We start from the raw sequence: 16,008 nt of genomic DNA on the forward strand, positions 1-16,008 counted from the left end.
TTGTAACCGTCCGCCCATGACGCGGCGCGGCGAGCCGAAACGAAGCGATGCCGCCAGAAGCGAAGTGTTCGGGCGTACATGGGCGGCGATCCATCACGTTGCACGAAGCTGTCACATGCCGTTCGTAGCCTGCGGTCCCATCGTTCCCGAACCGAGCCGCCATGCGCCCTTCCTCGTCTATCCGCTCGCAGTCCCCCAGCCACGCCAGCGCCGAGACACACGCGTTGCAGGATGCGCCCTTCACGCAATCGCCCGCACGCGCGCCGGCGAAGAAGCCCACATCCGATGCATCCCTCGCGGGCCTGTCATCGCGCCGGCGCCCAGACCCGCACGACCCGGCGCCCCCCTCGCTCGCCCGTCGGGCGCTTGGCGGGCTCGGACTCGCGCGGCTGGAACAAGCGCCGGACATCGAGCGCGGCGTCGCGCGCGAGGAGACTCGCCCGGTGCGCTCGGCAGTCGGAACCCCGCTCGCCGCCCTTCATCGCGCGGACACCGATGCGCTGCTTGGCGAGCTTCAGCATGCCATCGGCGAATGCCGCGAGCGCGATGTGAATCGCGATGAGGCGGCCCACCTCGTCAACACGCTGCGGATGCAGCGGCAAGACGGATCCATCGGCAATAGCACGCTCATGACGAATGCCACGCGGCAGAGCGAAGCGTGGTATCGCGCGCAGGGGCTCACGGATGCCGACATCAGGCAGGTCCACCATGCGGCGTTCACATCCGGGCTCATCGCTCCGAGCGCGGGGCTGGTATCGAACCTGCTGCAGTTCTTCGCCTCGCCGTTCCTGTCCGCGGGGACGGGCAAGCCATGGGTGGGCGCGGGGCTCGGGCTCGGTGTGGCCGGTATCGCGCAGACGCCCATGTATGCCGCGCAGCAACCCGTGGTCGTGCAGTTCGTGGAACACACGGCCGAGCGCAATGGGCCAGTGATCCAGGTGGACAAGGCCCATGTCCATCATAAGGAATGGCTGCCCGATATCGCGCGGCGCGCGACCACGCAGGCCCAGGCGCTGGAGACCGCGTCGGCTGCATTCGAGCGGGATCTCGAAGCGATCGCGGCCCGCGTGCCGGGCAGCGCGAGTGACCGAGCGAAAGGCAGCCATGACGAGCGGCTCGTGGGATGGCTGCGCGACAATGCGGAAGACCCGGCGGTCACGCGGCTGCGCGAATCGGCGCGGGCGTTCTCCGATGCGCTGACGGGGATGCGCGATCTTCATGAGGGCGTGCTCATGACGCAGGCGGGACACACGCGGCAGCATATCGGCAACCGCTTCCAGTCCATCTCGCGCGTGATGCGGCCCGTCTTCCAGAGCCTCGTGGGACTGGCGTCCGGCGTGCCGAAAGAGCAGGCCGCAACCATGGCGGCGCACGTGGTCGAGCGCGTGGCACGGCTGAGCCCCATGTCGATCGCCACCATCCAGGCGCTGGGCGCGCTGGCGCTGACGGGCGCGCAGCATGTGTCGGCGGGCTATGACGAGGTGGCGAAGGTCGACTACAAGAACGCGCTCAACCTCGTCTATGGGGACTTCTTCACCGAGGAAGGCAACGCGCGCGTCGCGGCGGGCAAGGAGATCGGTCCCGAGCATATCGACGAAGGCAAGCTGCGCGGGCTGATCGCTTCGCCGGCGCAATCGCTGATCAAGCGCGTCACGAAGTCGCTGGACGACGTCATCAAGCAAACCGAAGCCGAACGCGATGCGGCGCCCGCGGGCGGCGAGGCGCGCGAGCAACTGGACAACGCGCTCATCGCGATGAAGGCGGACAAGGACAAGCTCAAGGCCAACGATCTCGCCGGGCTGTCCGCCGATGGCCACGCGCGCGCGACGCTCGCATCGAACGCCGCCGCGCTGTTGCCCGGGGTGTGGCGCGACAGCAAGCGCAACCTCAATGCGGACGAGATCAAGACGCAGGTCGCGCAGCGCGTCGGGCAGACCTATCACATGGGTCCGTTCGGCAGCTTCGCGTCGTCGTCGATCGGCCGCGTGGCGGCGGCGGTCGCCGGCGGTTCGTCGAAGCTCAAGACGTCCTATATCTCGGGGTTCTCCGCGCTTGGGTTCGGGCTTGGCGCGATAGCGGCCTACAGCCAGGGGACGACCACGACCATCAAGAACCACGGGAAGGAAGCGGACGACAAGCTGTCGCTTGGACAGCAGACGCTGTATGGCGTGTTCGCGCTGCCGATCGATGTGCGGGGCCGCAGGCTCGCCTCCGAGGCCAACACACGCGCGGCGTGGGCGATGGCGCGCGCCGCGCGGCGGATCGAGATGGCCGACGTGGTGCTCGGCGCGGGCTGACCTCTAGCGCAGTCAGGTGCGCGGCTCGCCGAGCGTCCGCATCAGCTTCGTCACCACGCGCTCGGCCTCGTCCTTGGTGGCGATGTTCGTGAAGCCCAGCAGCAGCGCGCGCCGCCCGGGCGCGCCGCGGCGCCAGCCGGTGAGCGCGTGGATGCCGAAGCCCGCTTCGCGCGCGACGCGCGCCATCGCGATGTCGTCGCGGTCTTCGGGAACATCGAGCAGCAGATGCATGCCGCCGTCCTCCAGCCGGACGCGGAATCCGTAGGGTTCGTACGCGCGCAGCGCGTCCGCCAGCAAGGCGCGGCGCCGCGCATAGAGGGTGCGCATGCGCTTGATATGCCGCGAGAAGTGTCCGGCCGTGATGAACTCCGCCACGGCGGCCTGCATCAATTCCGGACAACCGCCGTATGTCGCGCGCGCAATGGCCGACTCGAACGCCTCTACCTGACTCTCGGGCACGGCCACGTAGGCGAGTCGCAAGCCGGGGAACATGACCTTGCTCAGCGTGCCGCAGTAGATCACGCGCTGGCCCGTATCGAGACTCTTGAGCGCGGGTAGCGGATGCCCGCGATACCGGAATTCGCCATCGTAGTCGTCCTCCACGATCCATGCGCCGCGGCGTGCCGCCCAGTCGAGCAGCGCCACGCGGCGCTGCAGGGTCAGCGCGACGCCGGTGGGACTCTGGTGCGAGGGCGTTACCACCGCAAGGCGCGCGTTGCCGTGATGCGCGATGCCGTACTCGACATCGATGCCGCATTCGTCCACGGGAACGACATGCGGTGGCACGCCCAGGCGACGGAGCAACTGGCCCGTTGGCGGATAACCCGGCGTTTCTACCCACGCCCCGTGCGTACCTTGCAGCGATAACGCGTTGACCGCAAGTTCGAGCCCGGCGGTATAGGCGGGGACGACGAACACCTGCGATGGCCGCAGGTCGATGCCGCGCGAACTGTGCAGATAGGTGGCCAGCGCCTCGCGCAGCGGCGCATAGCCTGCGGGCGCCGGACGATTGAGCGTGTTGACCTGCCGCACGAGGCCCGTCATCAGGCGCGTCCATAACTTGCGCGGAAATTCATCGAGCGCGGGCACGCCGAGCTGCAGGGTGGCCGGCGCGCCGCCGCCGGACGCGAGCACGACCTCGTCGGCGTCCTTCTGCGCGGCGAATCGCGGGGCGCGGGGTGCGGTGGCCTTGGCGGGTATGGGCGGCTTTTGCGTCGAGATCGGCGAGGTCGGCGGGGTGGGCGGGGTAGTCTCCTGCCTCGCGGCACGTGTCGCGGCCCGCGCGGCCGTGATGTGCTCCGCGACGAACGTGCCGGCGGGGCCGCGCGCCACGAGGTAGCCCTCTCCCAGCAGCCGGTCGAACGCCACCTGCACGGTGCCGCGCGCGACGCCGAGTTCCTCCGCGAGCGCGCGCAGCGACGACACCCGCTGGCCCGGCTTCAACTGGCCGGTCTCGATCATGGCGCGGAAGCGGCCATAGATCTGAGCATGGATCGTGGTGGCGGGTGGGGACGCGGACATGACCTAGTCGAAATGGAGGTTTATGTGCCTGTTGGCTGTGCCATCGATCGACGACACTCGAGCCTACACCAACCAGCCGCGTTCAGCACCATGGCCACACACATCACCTTGCAGCACGCCGAAACCGAGGCCGAACTCGCGGCCTGTTTCGCGCTCCTGCAGCAGCTTCGTCCCCATCTGCGCTCGGCGCGGGAACTGATCGACCGCACCGCCACGCAGCGCGCGCAGGGTTATCGCCTGCTCGTGGTGTGGGATGCGGGACGTCCGGTCGCCGCCGCGGGCTATCGCCGCATGGACAACCTCATCTACGGACCCTTCCTATATATCGACGATCTGGTGACCGATGCCGGCGAGCGTGGCCGGGGGTATGGCGAGCAACTGATCGAGGCAGTCAGCGGCATCGCGCGCGGCCAGGGCTGCTCGCAACTCGTACTCGACACGGGGCTGGCGAATGCGCTGGCCCAGCGCTTCTACTTCCGCGCGGGACTGCTGTCCCGTGGCCTGCACTTCGCCATGGAACTGCAATGAAAGACCTCGAACTGCTGCTGCTCGATTGCAGCCCGCGCCGCGACAACTCGACGAGCCGCCACCTGACCAGCCAATTGCTGCCCGCGCTGACCCGACGCTTCGGCCGCGCGGTACACGTGACGCAGCGCCACCTCGGCGTGAAGCCTCTGCCGGCCATTACACCGGAATATGCGGAGTCGCTGGTGCTTCCCGTAGAAGCGGCGCGTGCGCGCTATGGCGATGAACTGGCGCTGTCGGATGAACTCATCCGCGAGCTCGACGCGGCGGACATCGTGTGGATCTCCACGCCCGTGCACAACTTCACCGTGCCCGCGGTACTCAAGAACTGGATCGACCATGTGGTGCGCCGCGACGTGACGTTCGTCACCACGGAGGCGGGCAAGGTCGGCCTGCTGCGCGACCGCCCGGTGTTTGTCGCCGTGACGGCCGGCGGCGCGATGTTCCGGGAGCCGCCGATCCAGCCCGACTTCTTCCGTCCCTACCTCACGGCCGTGCTGGGCGTGATCGGTCTCAAGGACATCACCTACCTCCCCTCGACCAGGCTCGCCATGGTCGACGCGCCGCTGGCGGCCGTCGAGGAACACGCGAGCCAGTTCATCGCGGATGCGCTTACAGCGCGCTGATGCCCTTTGCCTTGACGATCGCGCTCCAGCGGTCGTAGTCCTTGTTCAGGCGGGCCTGCATCTGCTTGCCGTCCTGGAACGAAGCGATAGCGCCGGCGGTGACGAGCTTCTGCTGGAGCTCCTTGTCGGTCGTCACGATGTCCCGCGTTTCGCTCGTGAGGCGGTCAACGATCGATTGGGGCGTGTCCAGCGGGACGATGAGGCCGCCCCAGGAGTCGAAGTCGAAGTTGGGGAAGCCCTGGTCCGACACCGTCTTCACCCCGGGCAGCAGGACCTTGGCGTTCTGGGAGCTCAGCGCGATGGCCTTGAGCTTGCCGGCACGGATATGCGGGAGCGCGGCCACCACGTCGGCGAACATCACGCCGATCTGGCCGCCGAGCAGGTCCGATACCGCCGGGGCGCTGCCCTTGTACGGGACGTGCTGCATGTCGAAGCCGCCGAGGTCCTTCAGTTGTTCCATCGCCAGATGGCCGAAGCTGCCGGTGCCCGAGCTCGTGTAGTTCAGCGGCGTCTTGCTCGCCTTTGCGAAGCGGATCAGGTCGGGCAGCGTGTCGACGTTCGGCACCACGTTCGGATTGATGACGATCGCCATCGGCAGCACGTACACCGTGGCCACCGAGAGGAAGTCCTTCTTCACGTCGTACGCGTTGTTCTTGTACATCAGCGGCGCGAGCAAGGCCGGCATGCCGAACATCGACAGGTTGTAGCCGTCGGCCGCGCTCTTGATGAAGCTGGCGGTGCCGATCGATCCCGATGCGCCGGGCTTGTTTTCGATGACGACCTGCTGACCCAGCCGCTCCGACAGCTTCTGCGCGAGGATGCGCGCGGCGGTGTCCGTGGGCCCGCCTGCGGGGAACGCCACCACCATCTTGATGTACTTGTCCGGCCAGCCGGCCTTGGCGAACGCCGCGGGCATCATCGCCGCGAGCGATGCGGCCGCGCCGGCCTTCAGCCACTGTCGGCGTTGCGCGCTGGTCGCGGTGCGGATGGTGGTGTGCTTCATCGTGTTGTCTCCTTGTTTGTCGATCATCGCTGAACCGTTCAGATCACCCCGTCGGCGCGCAGCGCCGCGATGGCTTCATCGTCGAGCGCCAACAGCTCCCTGAAAACTTCCCGTGTGTGTTCGCCCATATGCGGCGGCGGCATGCGCACGGGCATGCGGGCGCCATCCATCGCATAGGGGGGCGCGAGCACGGCCTGCGGGCCCGCTTCGCTGTCTTCGAAGCGGTGCAGCAGGCCGGCCTGCGCGGTGCGCTCCGATTGCAGGGCCTCCAGCATGCCGAGCACCTCGCCGCACGGGATCTGCGCGGCATTGAGGCGCGCAAGCAGGTCCGCGCGCTGGAAGCGCCGCAATGCATCGCGCAACGCCGGCAGCAACGCGTCGCGGTTCGCGGAACGCGCGGTATTGGTGGCGAAGCGCTCGTCTTCTGCCCATTCCGGGCGGCCGATCACCTCGCGGCAGAAGCGCTGAAACTGGCCGTTGTTGCCCACCGTGATCACGAGCGGACCGTCGGCCGCCTCGAACACGCCGTAAGGCACGATCGACGGATGCGCATTACCGAACTTCGGCTGCTCCGCGTCGCGGAGCATCGCTTCCATGCCGTAATAGGACGGGATCATCAGGCCGCAATCGTAGAGCGCCATCTGGACGTGTCGTCCACGGCCCGTGGCCTGCCTGGCGAACAGCGCGGCGAGGATGGCCTGCGCCGAATACATGCCCGTGAACATGTCCACGGCGGCCACGCCGAACTTCAGCGGGCCCTGCCCCGCTTCGCCGTTCGTTGCCATCACACCGGCCTCGCCCTGCACGACGAGGTCGTAGCCGGGGCGTTCGGCTTCCGGGGACGAGCGCGAGTAGCCGGAGATCGAGCAATACACGATGCGCGGGTTGATCTCGTTCAGCTGGTCGTAGCCGAGGCCGAGTTTCTCCGCGCCGCCCACCTTGAAGTTCTGGATGACCACGTCGCTGTGCGCAACGAGCTTGCGCACGAGCGCCACGCCTTGTTCGCTTTGCAGGTCGATCGTCACCGATCGCTTGTTGCGGTTGGCGCTGTTGAAGTACGAGGTGTTGCGCGTGCCGATGCGGATGCCCCAGTCGCGCGTGTCGTCGCCACGCGCGGGGTGCTCCACCTTGATGACGTCCGCGCCGAGGTCGGCCAGCGCCATCGCGCACATCGGTCCCGCCAGCACGCGCGAGAGGTCCAGTACGCGCACGCCAGCGAGCGGCAGCGCGGCCGTCGGTTGTTCGTTGCCTTGTGATTGCATTGCAGATTTGTCTCCCGAACCCACGCGGATCCAGGTGGCGGTCCGGTTGTCTTGTTCAGGGGGTCATTGTGGATATGTTCTTTATGTTTGACAATTGCTACGGAAATTCACCATATACGACAACTCTGGGTTGACAATGGATCAAACTGCGCTGTCTTTGCTCGTTGACATCATCGATGCCGGCAACCTGAGCCGTGCCGCCAGCCAGCTTGGCATGAGCCGGGCCAATGTCAGCAAGCGGCTCAATCAGTTCGAGCGGCAGCTGGGGGCCGAGCTGCTCCGGCGCAGTACGCGGCAGCTCGAGCCGACCGAGCTCGGGTGGCAGCTCTACGAGCATGGGCGCGCGATCCGGCATCAGGTAATGGCCGCGCAGGAGGCGGTGCAGAGCCTGGGCAAGCGGCTCAGCGGCACGGTGCGGCTGAGCGTGCCGAGCGGGTTCGGGCAGCACACGATGTCCGCGTGGTTCCTCGAGTTCATGTCGCTGTATCCGGCCATTACGCTCAATGTGGTCTTCGACAACGATATCGAGGACCTGATCAAGGGGTCGGTGGATTTCGCGGTGCGGGTGATGGGGGAAACGCCGACGCATGCGGTGGCGCATAGCCTTGGGGATGTGGAGTACGTGGCATGCGCGACGCCCTCTCTGGCACGCGATGCCGGCATGCCGCGGACGCTCGATGAGTTTGGCGATTTGCCGCTGATTACTTCCGAGCTCACCGGGCAGAAGCTGCTGGCGGCTGGGGGGCCGGGGGCAGCGTTCGGGCAGCCGCGCATCCAGCCCCGGTTGATGTCGGCGAATTTCTTCTTTTTGCGCGAAGCGATTCTGCAGGGGCTCGGGGTGGGCCTGCTGCCCCGCTATATGGTCGCGCGGGATATCGAGGCGGGAACGCTGGTCCGGCTACCGCTGCCGCCGCGGGATCTGGCTTTTCTGCGGACGACGATGTATCTGCTTTACCTGCCGACGCGGTATCAGACGCGGGCGGTGGTGACGTTGATTGCGTTCTTGAGGGAGAAGGCGGGGCGGTTGTCCGGGGCGGATTGACGGTATCGGGCCAGCGCGGCGTGTCTACGAGTGGCAGACCAACCCGTCCTGCAATTGCGTGACCTCGAACGCGATGTCCCCCGCGCGACGGTCGCGGGCGTGGGTCAGCGCGCCGTCGTTGCGCCAGTCGCGGACGGCGCGGTCGAGCCACGCCGCGGAGGCGCGGTCCTCGAGCCGCATGGTGACTTCGGGGTGGGTGTCGTCCGCCGGGAGCTTGTCGCCGAGGCGGCGGTAGAAACGCCATTCGGGAAGGCTCAGCAGTCGCGCGATCACGACCTCGTCGTCGGCGAGCGCCTGGCATTCGCCGGCCATGAAACCCGCCACCGCGCGGATGGCCGATGGATAGATGCGCGGCACGGCGTTCGTGCGTTGGGAGAGCGTCGAGACGTAAGGGCTGCCTTGCGGCACGCAAACCTCGCGCCGCGCGAGGTCGCGGGACGACGTGTAGGCGCTGCCCCGCAGTACGACGAGCGCGCCTGTGCCGCCGGTATAGGGTGTGGCGACGCTGTTGTCCCGTACCGCCCGGGCGCCGGCCAGATCGAGATCGGCTGTGCTGCCCTGTTGTCCCGTGACGATGCGCAGGCTCACCTGGAGACGATCCGCGAGGAAGCGCGCGGCCGCCACGTCGAAGGCATCGGGCTCGGGCGGCGATGGCTGACCCGGGGGCGCGGGCCGGGCGTACGCACGCACGCTGACCACGAGCTCGCCCTTTGCACGGATGGCGTCGAGCAACGGACCCGACGGCGCCCGCGCGCCGTGCCACAGCAATGCCACCGCGGCTGCCAGCGCAATCGCGATGGCCGCGGCCACCGCCACGCGACGCGTGCGCGCCCGCGCGCGGCGCAGCGGGTCGGATGCCGAAGCCTCGCCCCCACGGGGCCACGCAACCGATGTCTCAGCCATTGAGCGTCAGCCCCCTGCGCCATCGGGTAAGCCGGCGCTCGATCAGCGCCAGCACATAGTTCAGCGCCAGCCCAAGCAACGCCAGCAGCAGAATGCCCGCGTACATCGTCGGAATCTGGAACACCTCCTGCGAGTTCAGCGTCAGGAAGCCGAGCCCCGAATGCGCGCCGATCATTTCGGCGGCGACGAGGGCCGTGATGCAATACGTGCCGGCGAGCCGAATGCCCGTAAAGATGGAAGGCGACGCCGCAGGCAGCACGACCTTCGTGAATACGAACAGCTGCGATGCCCCCATCGAGCGCGCGGAGTCGATGAGCAAACGGTCCACCTGCCGAACCCCGCTGATCGTGCTCAGCAGCACAGGCCAGAACGATGCCCAGAATATGATCGCTACCTTCGACAATTCCCCAATGCCCAGGAACAGGATAAATACGGGGAACAAAGCAAACGCTGAAGTCTGTCGAAACAGCTGGAGGATCGGATCGACGATCGCCTCGAAGCGCTTGAACCAGCCCATCAGCAGGCCGAGCGTCACGCCAAGGCCAATGGCCGTCAGCAAGCCCCACAGCGAACGCTGCAGACTCGCGGCGAGATGCTTCCATAGCTCGCCGCTACCGATCAGCTGCCAGATGGTGACGATAATCTGCGACGGCGGACTCAGGTAGGCCTCGCTGACGATGCCGAGGCGCGGCACGAGCTCCCACAGCAGCAGAAAGCCGATGATCCCGACGATACCAAGCGCGCGATCGCCGAGCGCGGAACGCGCGGGCTTGAGCGACACCGTTGACACAGCAGTACGCGACGCTGGCGCAGGCCGCGCCGCGGGCTCGATGACGGAACTCATGATGACACCTTGGCAAGCGCCGGCGCCGCATTGCCGCGCTCGGCCGGATTGGCGGTAGCCCCAAGCGGCCGCGGCACGCTGGCCGGACTGCCCAGCTGCACCTCGTCCTTGAGGATGTCCCACACCTGCTGCCGCAACCGCACGAACGCCTCGGAGTTACGCACCTCCGCCGCACGCGGCCGAGGCAACGGCACGTCAATGATCGCCTTGATCGTCCCGGGACGCCGCGTCATCACGGCAATACGATCCGACAGGAAGATCGCCTCGTCGAGGCTATGCGTGATGAACACGATGGTCTTGCGCGTCTGCTCCCAGATGCGCAACAACTCGCCCTGCAGGATCTCGCGCGTCTGCGCGTCCAGCGCGGCAAACGGTTCATCCATCAGCAGCACTTCGGGCTTGTAGGCGAGCGAACGCGCAATCGCCACGCGCTGCTTCATGCCACCCGAGATCTCGTGCGGGAAACGCTCGCCGAAACCGGTCAGCCCGACGAGGTCGAGGTACTCCGACGCGATGCGCCGGCGCTCGGCCCGCGCCACACCGCGAATCTCGAGACCGACTTCGATATTGGCCAGCACCGTGCGCCACGGGAACAGGGCATAGCCCTGGAAGACCACGCCCTGCGCGGGATGGATGCCGCGCAAGGGCTGGCCATCGACGCTGATCGATCCACCTGTACGGTCGGTCAGCCCGGCAAGGATGCTCAGAAACGTCGACTTGCCGCAGCCCGAAGGACCGAGAATCGAAATGAACTCGCCCTCCCGAATGTCGAGATCGAAATCGCGCAGCACGGTGAGCGCCTCCGTGCGCCCCGCATCGTTGCGTACGGCATAGTCCATGCGCACATCGCGCGCAACGATCTTGTGATGGCTGAGATCGGTCATGCCTTGGCCGCTGCCTGCGCGTACGGATTGAACGCGTTGGTATAGATGTCCTTCGCCGCGACCTTGCCCTTCGCGAGCTTCCCCTCGGCTTCCAGCACGTCGATGTAATACTGGATCGGCGGCTCGGTCACCACGAGGTTGTCGACATACGCATAGCGATCGACGAACTCGAGCTGCAGGTTGATGCGCTTGGACACGAGCTGGCGCGCATCTTCGGGATGCGCATTGACCCAGTTGGCCGCCTTGGCCAGCGCGGTCACGACGTCCTTCACGGACTCCGGATGTTCGCGGATGAACTTGCCATGCGCGCTGTACGGCTGCATGCCGCCGAGCCCGCCGTCGAGATCGAAGTCGCTCCACAGCCGCACGAGCTTGTCCGCATGATCGGCGCGCCCCGAGAACGGCGCATGGATGATCGCCAGGTCCGTGTTGCCCGTGGCGAGCGTCTGCTCGGCCTGATCGTCGGGAATCACGACGAAGTTGATCTTGGTGACATCGACGCCCTTCTGTCGCAGGAACGTCTTGGTCACGAACTCCGCGCATGCGCCGAAGCTGTTGATGCCGATGGTCTTGCCTTCGAGGTCCTTCGGCGCGCGAATGCCGGAGTCCTTTCGCACGAAGTACTTCATGTGCGGCGCATCCTGCAGCGTCTTGTTGCCGGCGGCAACCACCTTGATGTCCGAGCCGCTGGCCACGGCGGAGATGACGAGCGGCACCATGCGCGAACCGAAATCGATCTCGCCCGTGCCGGTAAGCGGAATGATCTGCGGCGCGGCAACCTTGCCGATGTACCTGGGCCGCGTGTTCGTGCCCTCGAAATAGCCGAGCTGGTCGGCCAGATAGACAAGGTCGAACGTCGGGTTGTCCGGATAACGGAACTCGACTTTCTCGCCCGCCTTGCCGATCACGGCCGGCGCTTCCGGCGTCTTTGCGGCCGCGGCCTTGTTGTCACCGCCCTCGCGCGAGCATGCGGCGAGGAGCGAACCGGCGGAGCCGGCGAGCGCGAGCGATGCGAGTTGTCGGAGGGCAACGCGGCGGGCGGGCGGCGTGGAACGGGCTTCGGACATCGGCGTGATCCTGGATGATGGGCAGCATTCAGTATCACGTGCGGCCATTTGCCGCACAACGAACGGTTTCGTCTATCGATATGTCGTCAACTAGCCCGGCACCCACCACGCGTGCAACCGCCGTGCCGCGCTATCGAGCAGGAATCCGAGAGCGCCGATCACGAGCACCGTGGCCAGTAGCTCGGAGTAAGCAAGCCGGTCGCGCGTATCGAGGATGAAGTAGCCGAGGCCGGCGTTCACACCGAGCATCTCCGCGGGCACCAGGACGATCCATACGATGCCGATCGCCAGCCGGAGCCCGGTCAGCACGTTCCCCAGCACGCCGGGCAGGATCACGCGCCACAGCGTCTCCGCACGCGTGGCGGCGAGACTGCGCGCCAGCATCAGCCAGCGCGCATCGAGTTGCCGCACACCCGCTGCCGTCGCCAGCAGGATCGGCCACACACCCGCGAACGCGACGAGGAACAGCACCGGGTTGTCGCCAACGCCCAGCACCATGACCACGAGCGGCATCCACGACAGCGGCGAGATCATGCGCAGGAACTGGAATGCGGGCGACAGCGCCGCATCCGCATGCCGCGCGGCGCCGATCAACAGCCCCAGCGGCACACCCGCCGCAAGCGCGAGGGCAAGGCCGATCAGCACCCGACGCAGGCTTACCCAGATATGCAGCAGAAAGTCGGGCTGATGCAGCAGCTGCCACGCGGCATCGAACGTCGGGATCGGCGCGAAGCGCGCGGCCAGTCCATCGGCGCCGCGCGTCGCCAGCCACCACGCGAGCACGAGCGCGGCGAGCCCGCCGAGCCCCAGCCGCGCGTGCGCCGTCCTCGCCCACCAGCCGGGGCGCAGCGTGGCCGCCGTCATAGGGACCTCCTCATACCAGCGTCTTCATACGGCGATCTCCTCCTGCCGCGTGAACGACTCGGTGATGCCGAAGGATTTCAGTCCACCCACCGACTCGATGCTCTTGCGGACGAAGCGGTCGTCGACGAGTTCGCGCGCCGCCCGCTGCGGGTCGAGCGAGGCGAGGAACGCGCTGTTGCCCTCGATGATCGTGCCCTTGAGGCGTCGAACGAGTTCTTCCGTGTAGCTCGGATACGGATAGGGTTGGAAGTCGATGCGCTTCTCGTTCCAGTTCGCATGCTTGATCGCACCGCTGGCCAGATAGCGTCCATGGTCCGAGGGATCGGGCGCGAGCACCTTGCGCAGCGCTTCGAGCGAATGCGGCGTATAGCGGTTGGCCCCTTCCTTCGACAACAGCGACGCCGCCTCCGCGCGATTGTCCTGCGTCCAGCGCTGCGCCTTGACAATCGCGTTGACGACCTTCTGCGACCACTCGGGCCGCTTGTCGAGATCGTTCTGATGCATGAACACGACGCAGCACGCGTGGTTGCGCCATACATCGCCCGTGAACCGCAGGATCTTGCCGATCTTGAGCGTCTCCGCAGCGGCATTGAACGGCTCCGCGACGATATAGCCCTCGATCTGCCGCGAGGCTAATGCCGGCGGCATGTCCGAGGGGGCCATCACGGTCAGGTTGACCTCGTTGGCGGCAATCGTGCCCGTCTTGCGCGAGACCGGCGTGAGCCCGTCCTGCTTGAGCATCGTCTGAAGCACGACGTTGTGAATCGAATACCAGAACGGAATCGCCACCGTCTTGCCGCCGAGGTCGCGCAGGGAATTGACCTGCGGCGCCACGGTGAGGCCCGAGCCGCCCACGTGATTCCACGCGACGACTTTCGCCGGCACCTGGCTGCCGAAGCGCGCCCACACCGTCATCGGCGACAACAGATGCACGACATTGACCTGCCCCGAGATGAAGGCTTCGACGAGTTGCGCCCAGCTGCGCAACAGCGTGGGCTTGTCCGCGCGCACGCCTTCCTGGTCGAAGTAACCGTTGTTGTGCGCCACCAGCAGCGGCGTGGCATCGGTGATCGGCAGATAGCCGATGCGCACCGGCGCGTCGGGCTCGGCCGCCGCGCGCGCGTTCAGTGTATGGAGCAGCGGCAGCGCGCCGCCGGCCGTGAACAGCGCCGACAGCTTCAGCCACTCACGCCGGGACATTGGTACCTGGCACATGATTTCCCTCGTCTGGATGGATGGAAGACGGTGGTGACGCCGCGCGGGGGCCACCGGTCCGCACGAGTTCGCGCAGCCCACGCACGAGCTCCACGCGTAGCGCACCCATGGCCTCGACCTGCGCTTCACGCGGCTGCGGAAGCGCGATGTGCCAGGTCTGCGCGATGCGCGCGGGCTCGCCTGCATGGCCGCCCAGCAGCACCACGCGATCCGACAGCAGCAACGCCTCGTCGAGGTCATGCGTGATCAGCAGCGTGGCGGGGCGATGGACGCGCACGATGTCGCGCAGCAGCGTCTGCATGTCCGCGCGCGTGATCTCGTCGAGCGCGCCGAACGGTTCGTCGAGCAGCAGCACGCGGGGCTGGCGGGCCATGCAACGGGCAAGCGCGACACGCTGCGCCATGCCGCCGGAGATCTGCGCCGGAAAGAGATGACGGGCGTGCGTGAGTCCCACCGCTTCCAGCATGCGCGCGACACGGTCGTGCCGCTCCCCGCGCGTGGTGGCGGGCTGGCGTTTGAAGTCCAGGCCGAAGGCGACGTTGTGCTCGACGGACAGCCACGGCAACAGGCAAGCGTCCTGAAACGCCACCGCGATATCGGGATGCGGGCCGGTCAGCGCGGTCTCGCCCATGGTGACATTGCCCATGGTGACGTTACCCGACGAAGCGGCCTGCAATCCGGCGAGGATGCGCAGCAGGCTCGATTTGCCGGCGCCGCTCGGGCCCACGATCGATACGATCTCGCCCGCATGCAGCGTGAGGTCGATGCCCGCGAACACATGACGGCCGGCATAGGCCAGCGACACACCATTCGTCCGCAACAAGGGCTGCCGCGCGGTGTCGGTCGCTGCCGCCTCCGGCGGCGTCCCGTACATCCCGCTCATGCGGCTTTCCGCTGGCTGGCCTCCGCGAGCGCGGTGCGCAGCTGCACGAGGCTCGGTGTGACGATCGGCAGGAACGAGGCTTCGCGCCAGCGGCGTGCCAGTCCGCCATCGCGGCCGTTCATGTAGCCCGCGCCGCCGCGCGCCTGCACTTCGAGCTGCGCCGCGGCAGCGGCCGTGTCGACGAGACCGATTCGCAGCGAGAACAACTCGCGCGGAGCCTGCACGAACGTCCCGGCTTCGATGCCTTCGCCCAGCAGACGCGCCTGCTCGTCAAGCGTCGCGGCGAGCGCGTCGAGTTCGTCGGCCAGGACCGACCGCCCGGCGCCGGTGCGTTCGCGCGCCCCAGCGATGCAGCGCCGCGCAAGGCCGATCGACATGCCGCACTGCATGCCGAGGAAAGCGGGACGTACGCGCGGCAGATAATCGTGCGCATCGTCATGCAGCAGGAAATCGCGCGCGAGCGTGGCGTCGGTGAAGCGCAGCGATGCGGTGCTGCTGCCGCGGAGTCCGACGAGGTCAAGGTCCTCGCTGCGGCTCACGCCCGGCGCATCGTGCGGGATGGCATAGACGCCGGGGCGCCCCGTACCGGCATCGTCTGCGGCCACCGCGACGGCGAAGTTTCCGGGGATCAGGTTCGTGGCCCACGGCACCACGCCATTGGCCGTCCAGCCGCCGGGCGCGGGTTGCAGCTGCGTCTGCAGCGACTCGATGCCACCGAGGTACTTCATGGCGTTGGATAACCCCGTCGCGCCCGCGAACGTGCCGTCGAGCAACGCGGGGAGCCAGCGCGCGGAGAGCGCGTCGTTGGGCGATTGCAGCAGGTACTCGATAAAGACGCGCTGTGCCCAGAACACGAAGCCGGCGGTCTGCGAATGCGCGGCCGTGGCGGCGATGGCGAGCACCGCGTCCGTGGTCGTGCCCCCCGTGCCGCCCTGTGCGACCGGCACGCCGACGCGGAACAGGCCGGCCCGCGCGAGCGTGCCGAGCAGGTCAGGCGGCGCATGGATGCCGCTGTCGAGCGCATCCGCGTGGGTGTCGAGCCAGCTTGCGAGTTCCGGGGAAAGCGTCATGG

Annotated in this window: 15 protein-coding genes; 4 read left to right on the forward strand and 11 right to left on the reverse strand. The window is 67.3% G+C overall.

The annotated features are described in order from the left end of the window. Positions 1-161 precede the first annotated feature (161 nt). Positions 162-2,297 carry a hypothetical protein gene (locus KHP16_RS22325; RefSeq protein WP_211961144.1) on the forward strand — a complete coding sequence of 712 codons (2,136 nt, stop codon included), beginning with the start codon at positions 162-164 and terminating at the stop codon, positions 2,295-2,297. A gap of 12 nt (positions 2,298-2,309) precedes the next feature. Here the strand turns inward: KHP16_RS22325 and pdxR are convergent, their stop codons facing one another. Then, positions 2,310-3,818, reverse strand: a complete 1,509-nt coding sequence (gene pdxR, locus KHP16_RS22330; protein WP_211961145.1) for a MocR-like pyridoxine biosynthesis transcription factor PdxR — start codon at positions 3,816-3,818, stop codon at positions 2,310-2,312. A 90-nt stretch (positions 3,819-3,908) separates the two neighbouring features. On the opposite strand from pdxR, the gene KHP16_RS22335 reads away from it, so the two are divergent. Further along, positions 3,909-4,346, forward strand: a complete 438-nt coding sequence (locus KHP16_RS22335; RefSeq protein ID WP_115954174.1) for a GNAT family N-acetyltransferase — start codon at positions 3,909-3,911, stop codon at positions 4,344-4,346. Further along, positions 4,343-4,969, forward strand: a complete 627-nt coding sequence (locus KHP16_RS22340) for an FMN-dependent NADH-azoreductase (protein WP_109585002.1) — start codon at positions 4,343-4,345, stop codon at positions 4,967-4,969. The genes KHP16_RS22335 and KHP16_RS22340 overlap by 4 nt, the downstream gene beginning before the upstream one ends. Here KHP16_RS22340 and KHP16_RS22345 read toward each other — a convergent pair. Both KHP16_RS22345 and KHP16_RS22350 read right to left on the reverse strand, forming a co-directional pair. Beyond that, positions 4,956-5,972: a Bug family tripartite tricarboxylate transporter substrate binding protein gene (locus KHP16_RS22345; protein ID WP_115954173.1), complete on the reverse strand. Its 1,017-nt coding sequence runs from the start codon at positions 5,970-5,972 to the stop codon at positions 4,956-4,958. The genes KHP16_RS22340 and KHP16_RS22345 overlap by 14 nt on opposite strands. 38 nt (positions 5,973-6,010) lie before the next feature. Further along, positions 6,011-7,234, reverse strand: coding sequence for a CaiB/BaiF CoA transferase family protein (locus tag KHP16_RS22350; RefSeq protein ID WP_109585001.1), 1,224 nt, complete (start codon positions 7,232-7,234; stop codon positions 6,011-6,013). A gap of 136 nt (positions 7,235-7,370) precedes the next feature. Here KHP16_RS22350 and KHP16_RS22355 point away from each other — a divergent pair, with 136 nt between their 5' ends. Next, positions 7,371-8,276 (forward strand): LysR family transcriptional regulator, encoded by a 906-nt coding sequence (locus KHP16_RS22355; protein WP_211961146.1) that lies wholly within the window; start codon positions 7,371-7,373, stop codon positions 8,274-8,276. 24 nt (positions 8,277-8,300) lie between these two features. On the opposite strand, the gene KHP16_RS22360 is transcribed toward KHP16_RS22355, so the two are convergent. The 8 genes from KHP16_RS22360 to KHP16_RS22395 form a co-directional block, all read right to left on the reverse strand. Beyond that, the gene (locus tag KHP16_RS22360; protein WP_211961147.1) at positions 8,301-9,179 is read right to left on the reverse strand and encodes a type 2 periplasmic-binding domain-containing protein; all 879 of its coding nucleotides are present in this window, start codon (positions 9,177-9,179) and stop codon (positions 8,301-8,303) included. Beyond that, on the reverse strand, positions 9,172-10,023 hold the full coding sequence (locus KHP16_RS22365; RefSeq protein WP_109584998.1) for an ABC transporter permease: 852 nt from the start codon (positions 10,021-10,023) through the stop codon (positions 9,172-9,174). Before KHP16_RS22365 ends, KHP16_RS22360 begins: the two co-directional genes overlap by 8 nt. Continuing rightward, positions 10,020-10,907, reverse strand: coding sequence for an ABC transporter ATP-binding protein (locus KHP16_RS22370; RefSeq protein ID WP_211961148.1), 888 nt, complete (start codon positions 10,905-10,907; stop codon positions 10,020-10,022). Before KHP16_RS22370 ends, KHP16_RS22365 begins: the two co-directional genes overlap by 4 nt. Next, complete coding sequence (locus KHP16_RS22375) at positions 10,904-11,974, reverse strand: ABC transporter substrate-binding protein (protein ID WP_211961149.1); 1,071 nt, start codon at positions 11,972-11,974, stop codon at positions 10,904-10,906. Before KHP16_RS22375 ends, KHP16_RS22370 begins: the two co-directional genes overlap by 4 nt. Positions 11,975-12,064: 90 nt before the next feature. Continuing rightward, on the reverse strand, positions 12,065-12,838 hold the full coding sequence (locus KHP16_RS22380) for an ABC transporter permease (RefSeq protein WP_109584995.1): 774 nt from the start codon (positions 12,836-12,838) through the stop codon (positions 12,065-12,067). A 24-nt stretch (positions 12,839-12,862) separates the two neighbouring features. Beyond that, positions 12,863-14,053: an ABC transporter substrate-binding protein gene (locus KHP16_RS22385; protein WP_121492264.1), complete on the reverse strand. Its 1,191-nt coding sequence runs from the start codon at positions 14,051-14,053 to the stop codon at positions 12,863-12,865. Beyond that, the gene (locus tag KHP16_RS22390) at positions 14,025-14,927 is read right to left on the reverse strand and encodes an ABC transporter ATP-binding protein (RefSeq protein WP_121492435.1); all 903 of its coding nucleotides are present in this window, start codon (positions 14,925-14,927) and stop codon (positions 14,025-14,027) included. The genes KHP16_RS22385 and KHP16_RS22390 overlap by 29 nt, the downstream gene beginning before the upstream one ends. Positions 14,928-14,932: 5 nt before the next feature. Further along, positions 14,933-16,006 carry an acyl-CoA dehydrogenase family protein gene (locus tag KHP16_RS22395; RefSeq protein ID WP_121492263.1) on the reverse strand — a complete coding sequence of 358 codons (1,074 nt, stop codon included), beginning with the start codon at positions 16,004-16,006 and terminating at the stop codon, positions 14,933-14,935. Positions 16,007-16,008 lie beyond the last annotated feature (2 nt).

It is taken from the genome of Cupriavidus plantarum (assembly GCF_905397285.1).
Lineage (GTDB): Bacteria > Pseudomonadota > Gammaproteobacteria > Burkholderiales > Burkholderiaceae > Cupriavidus > Cupriavidus plantarum.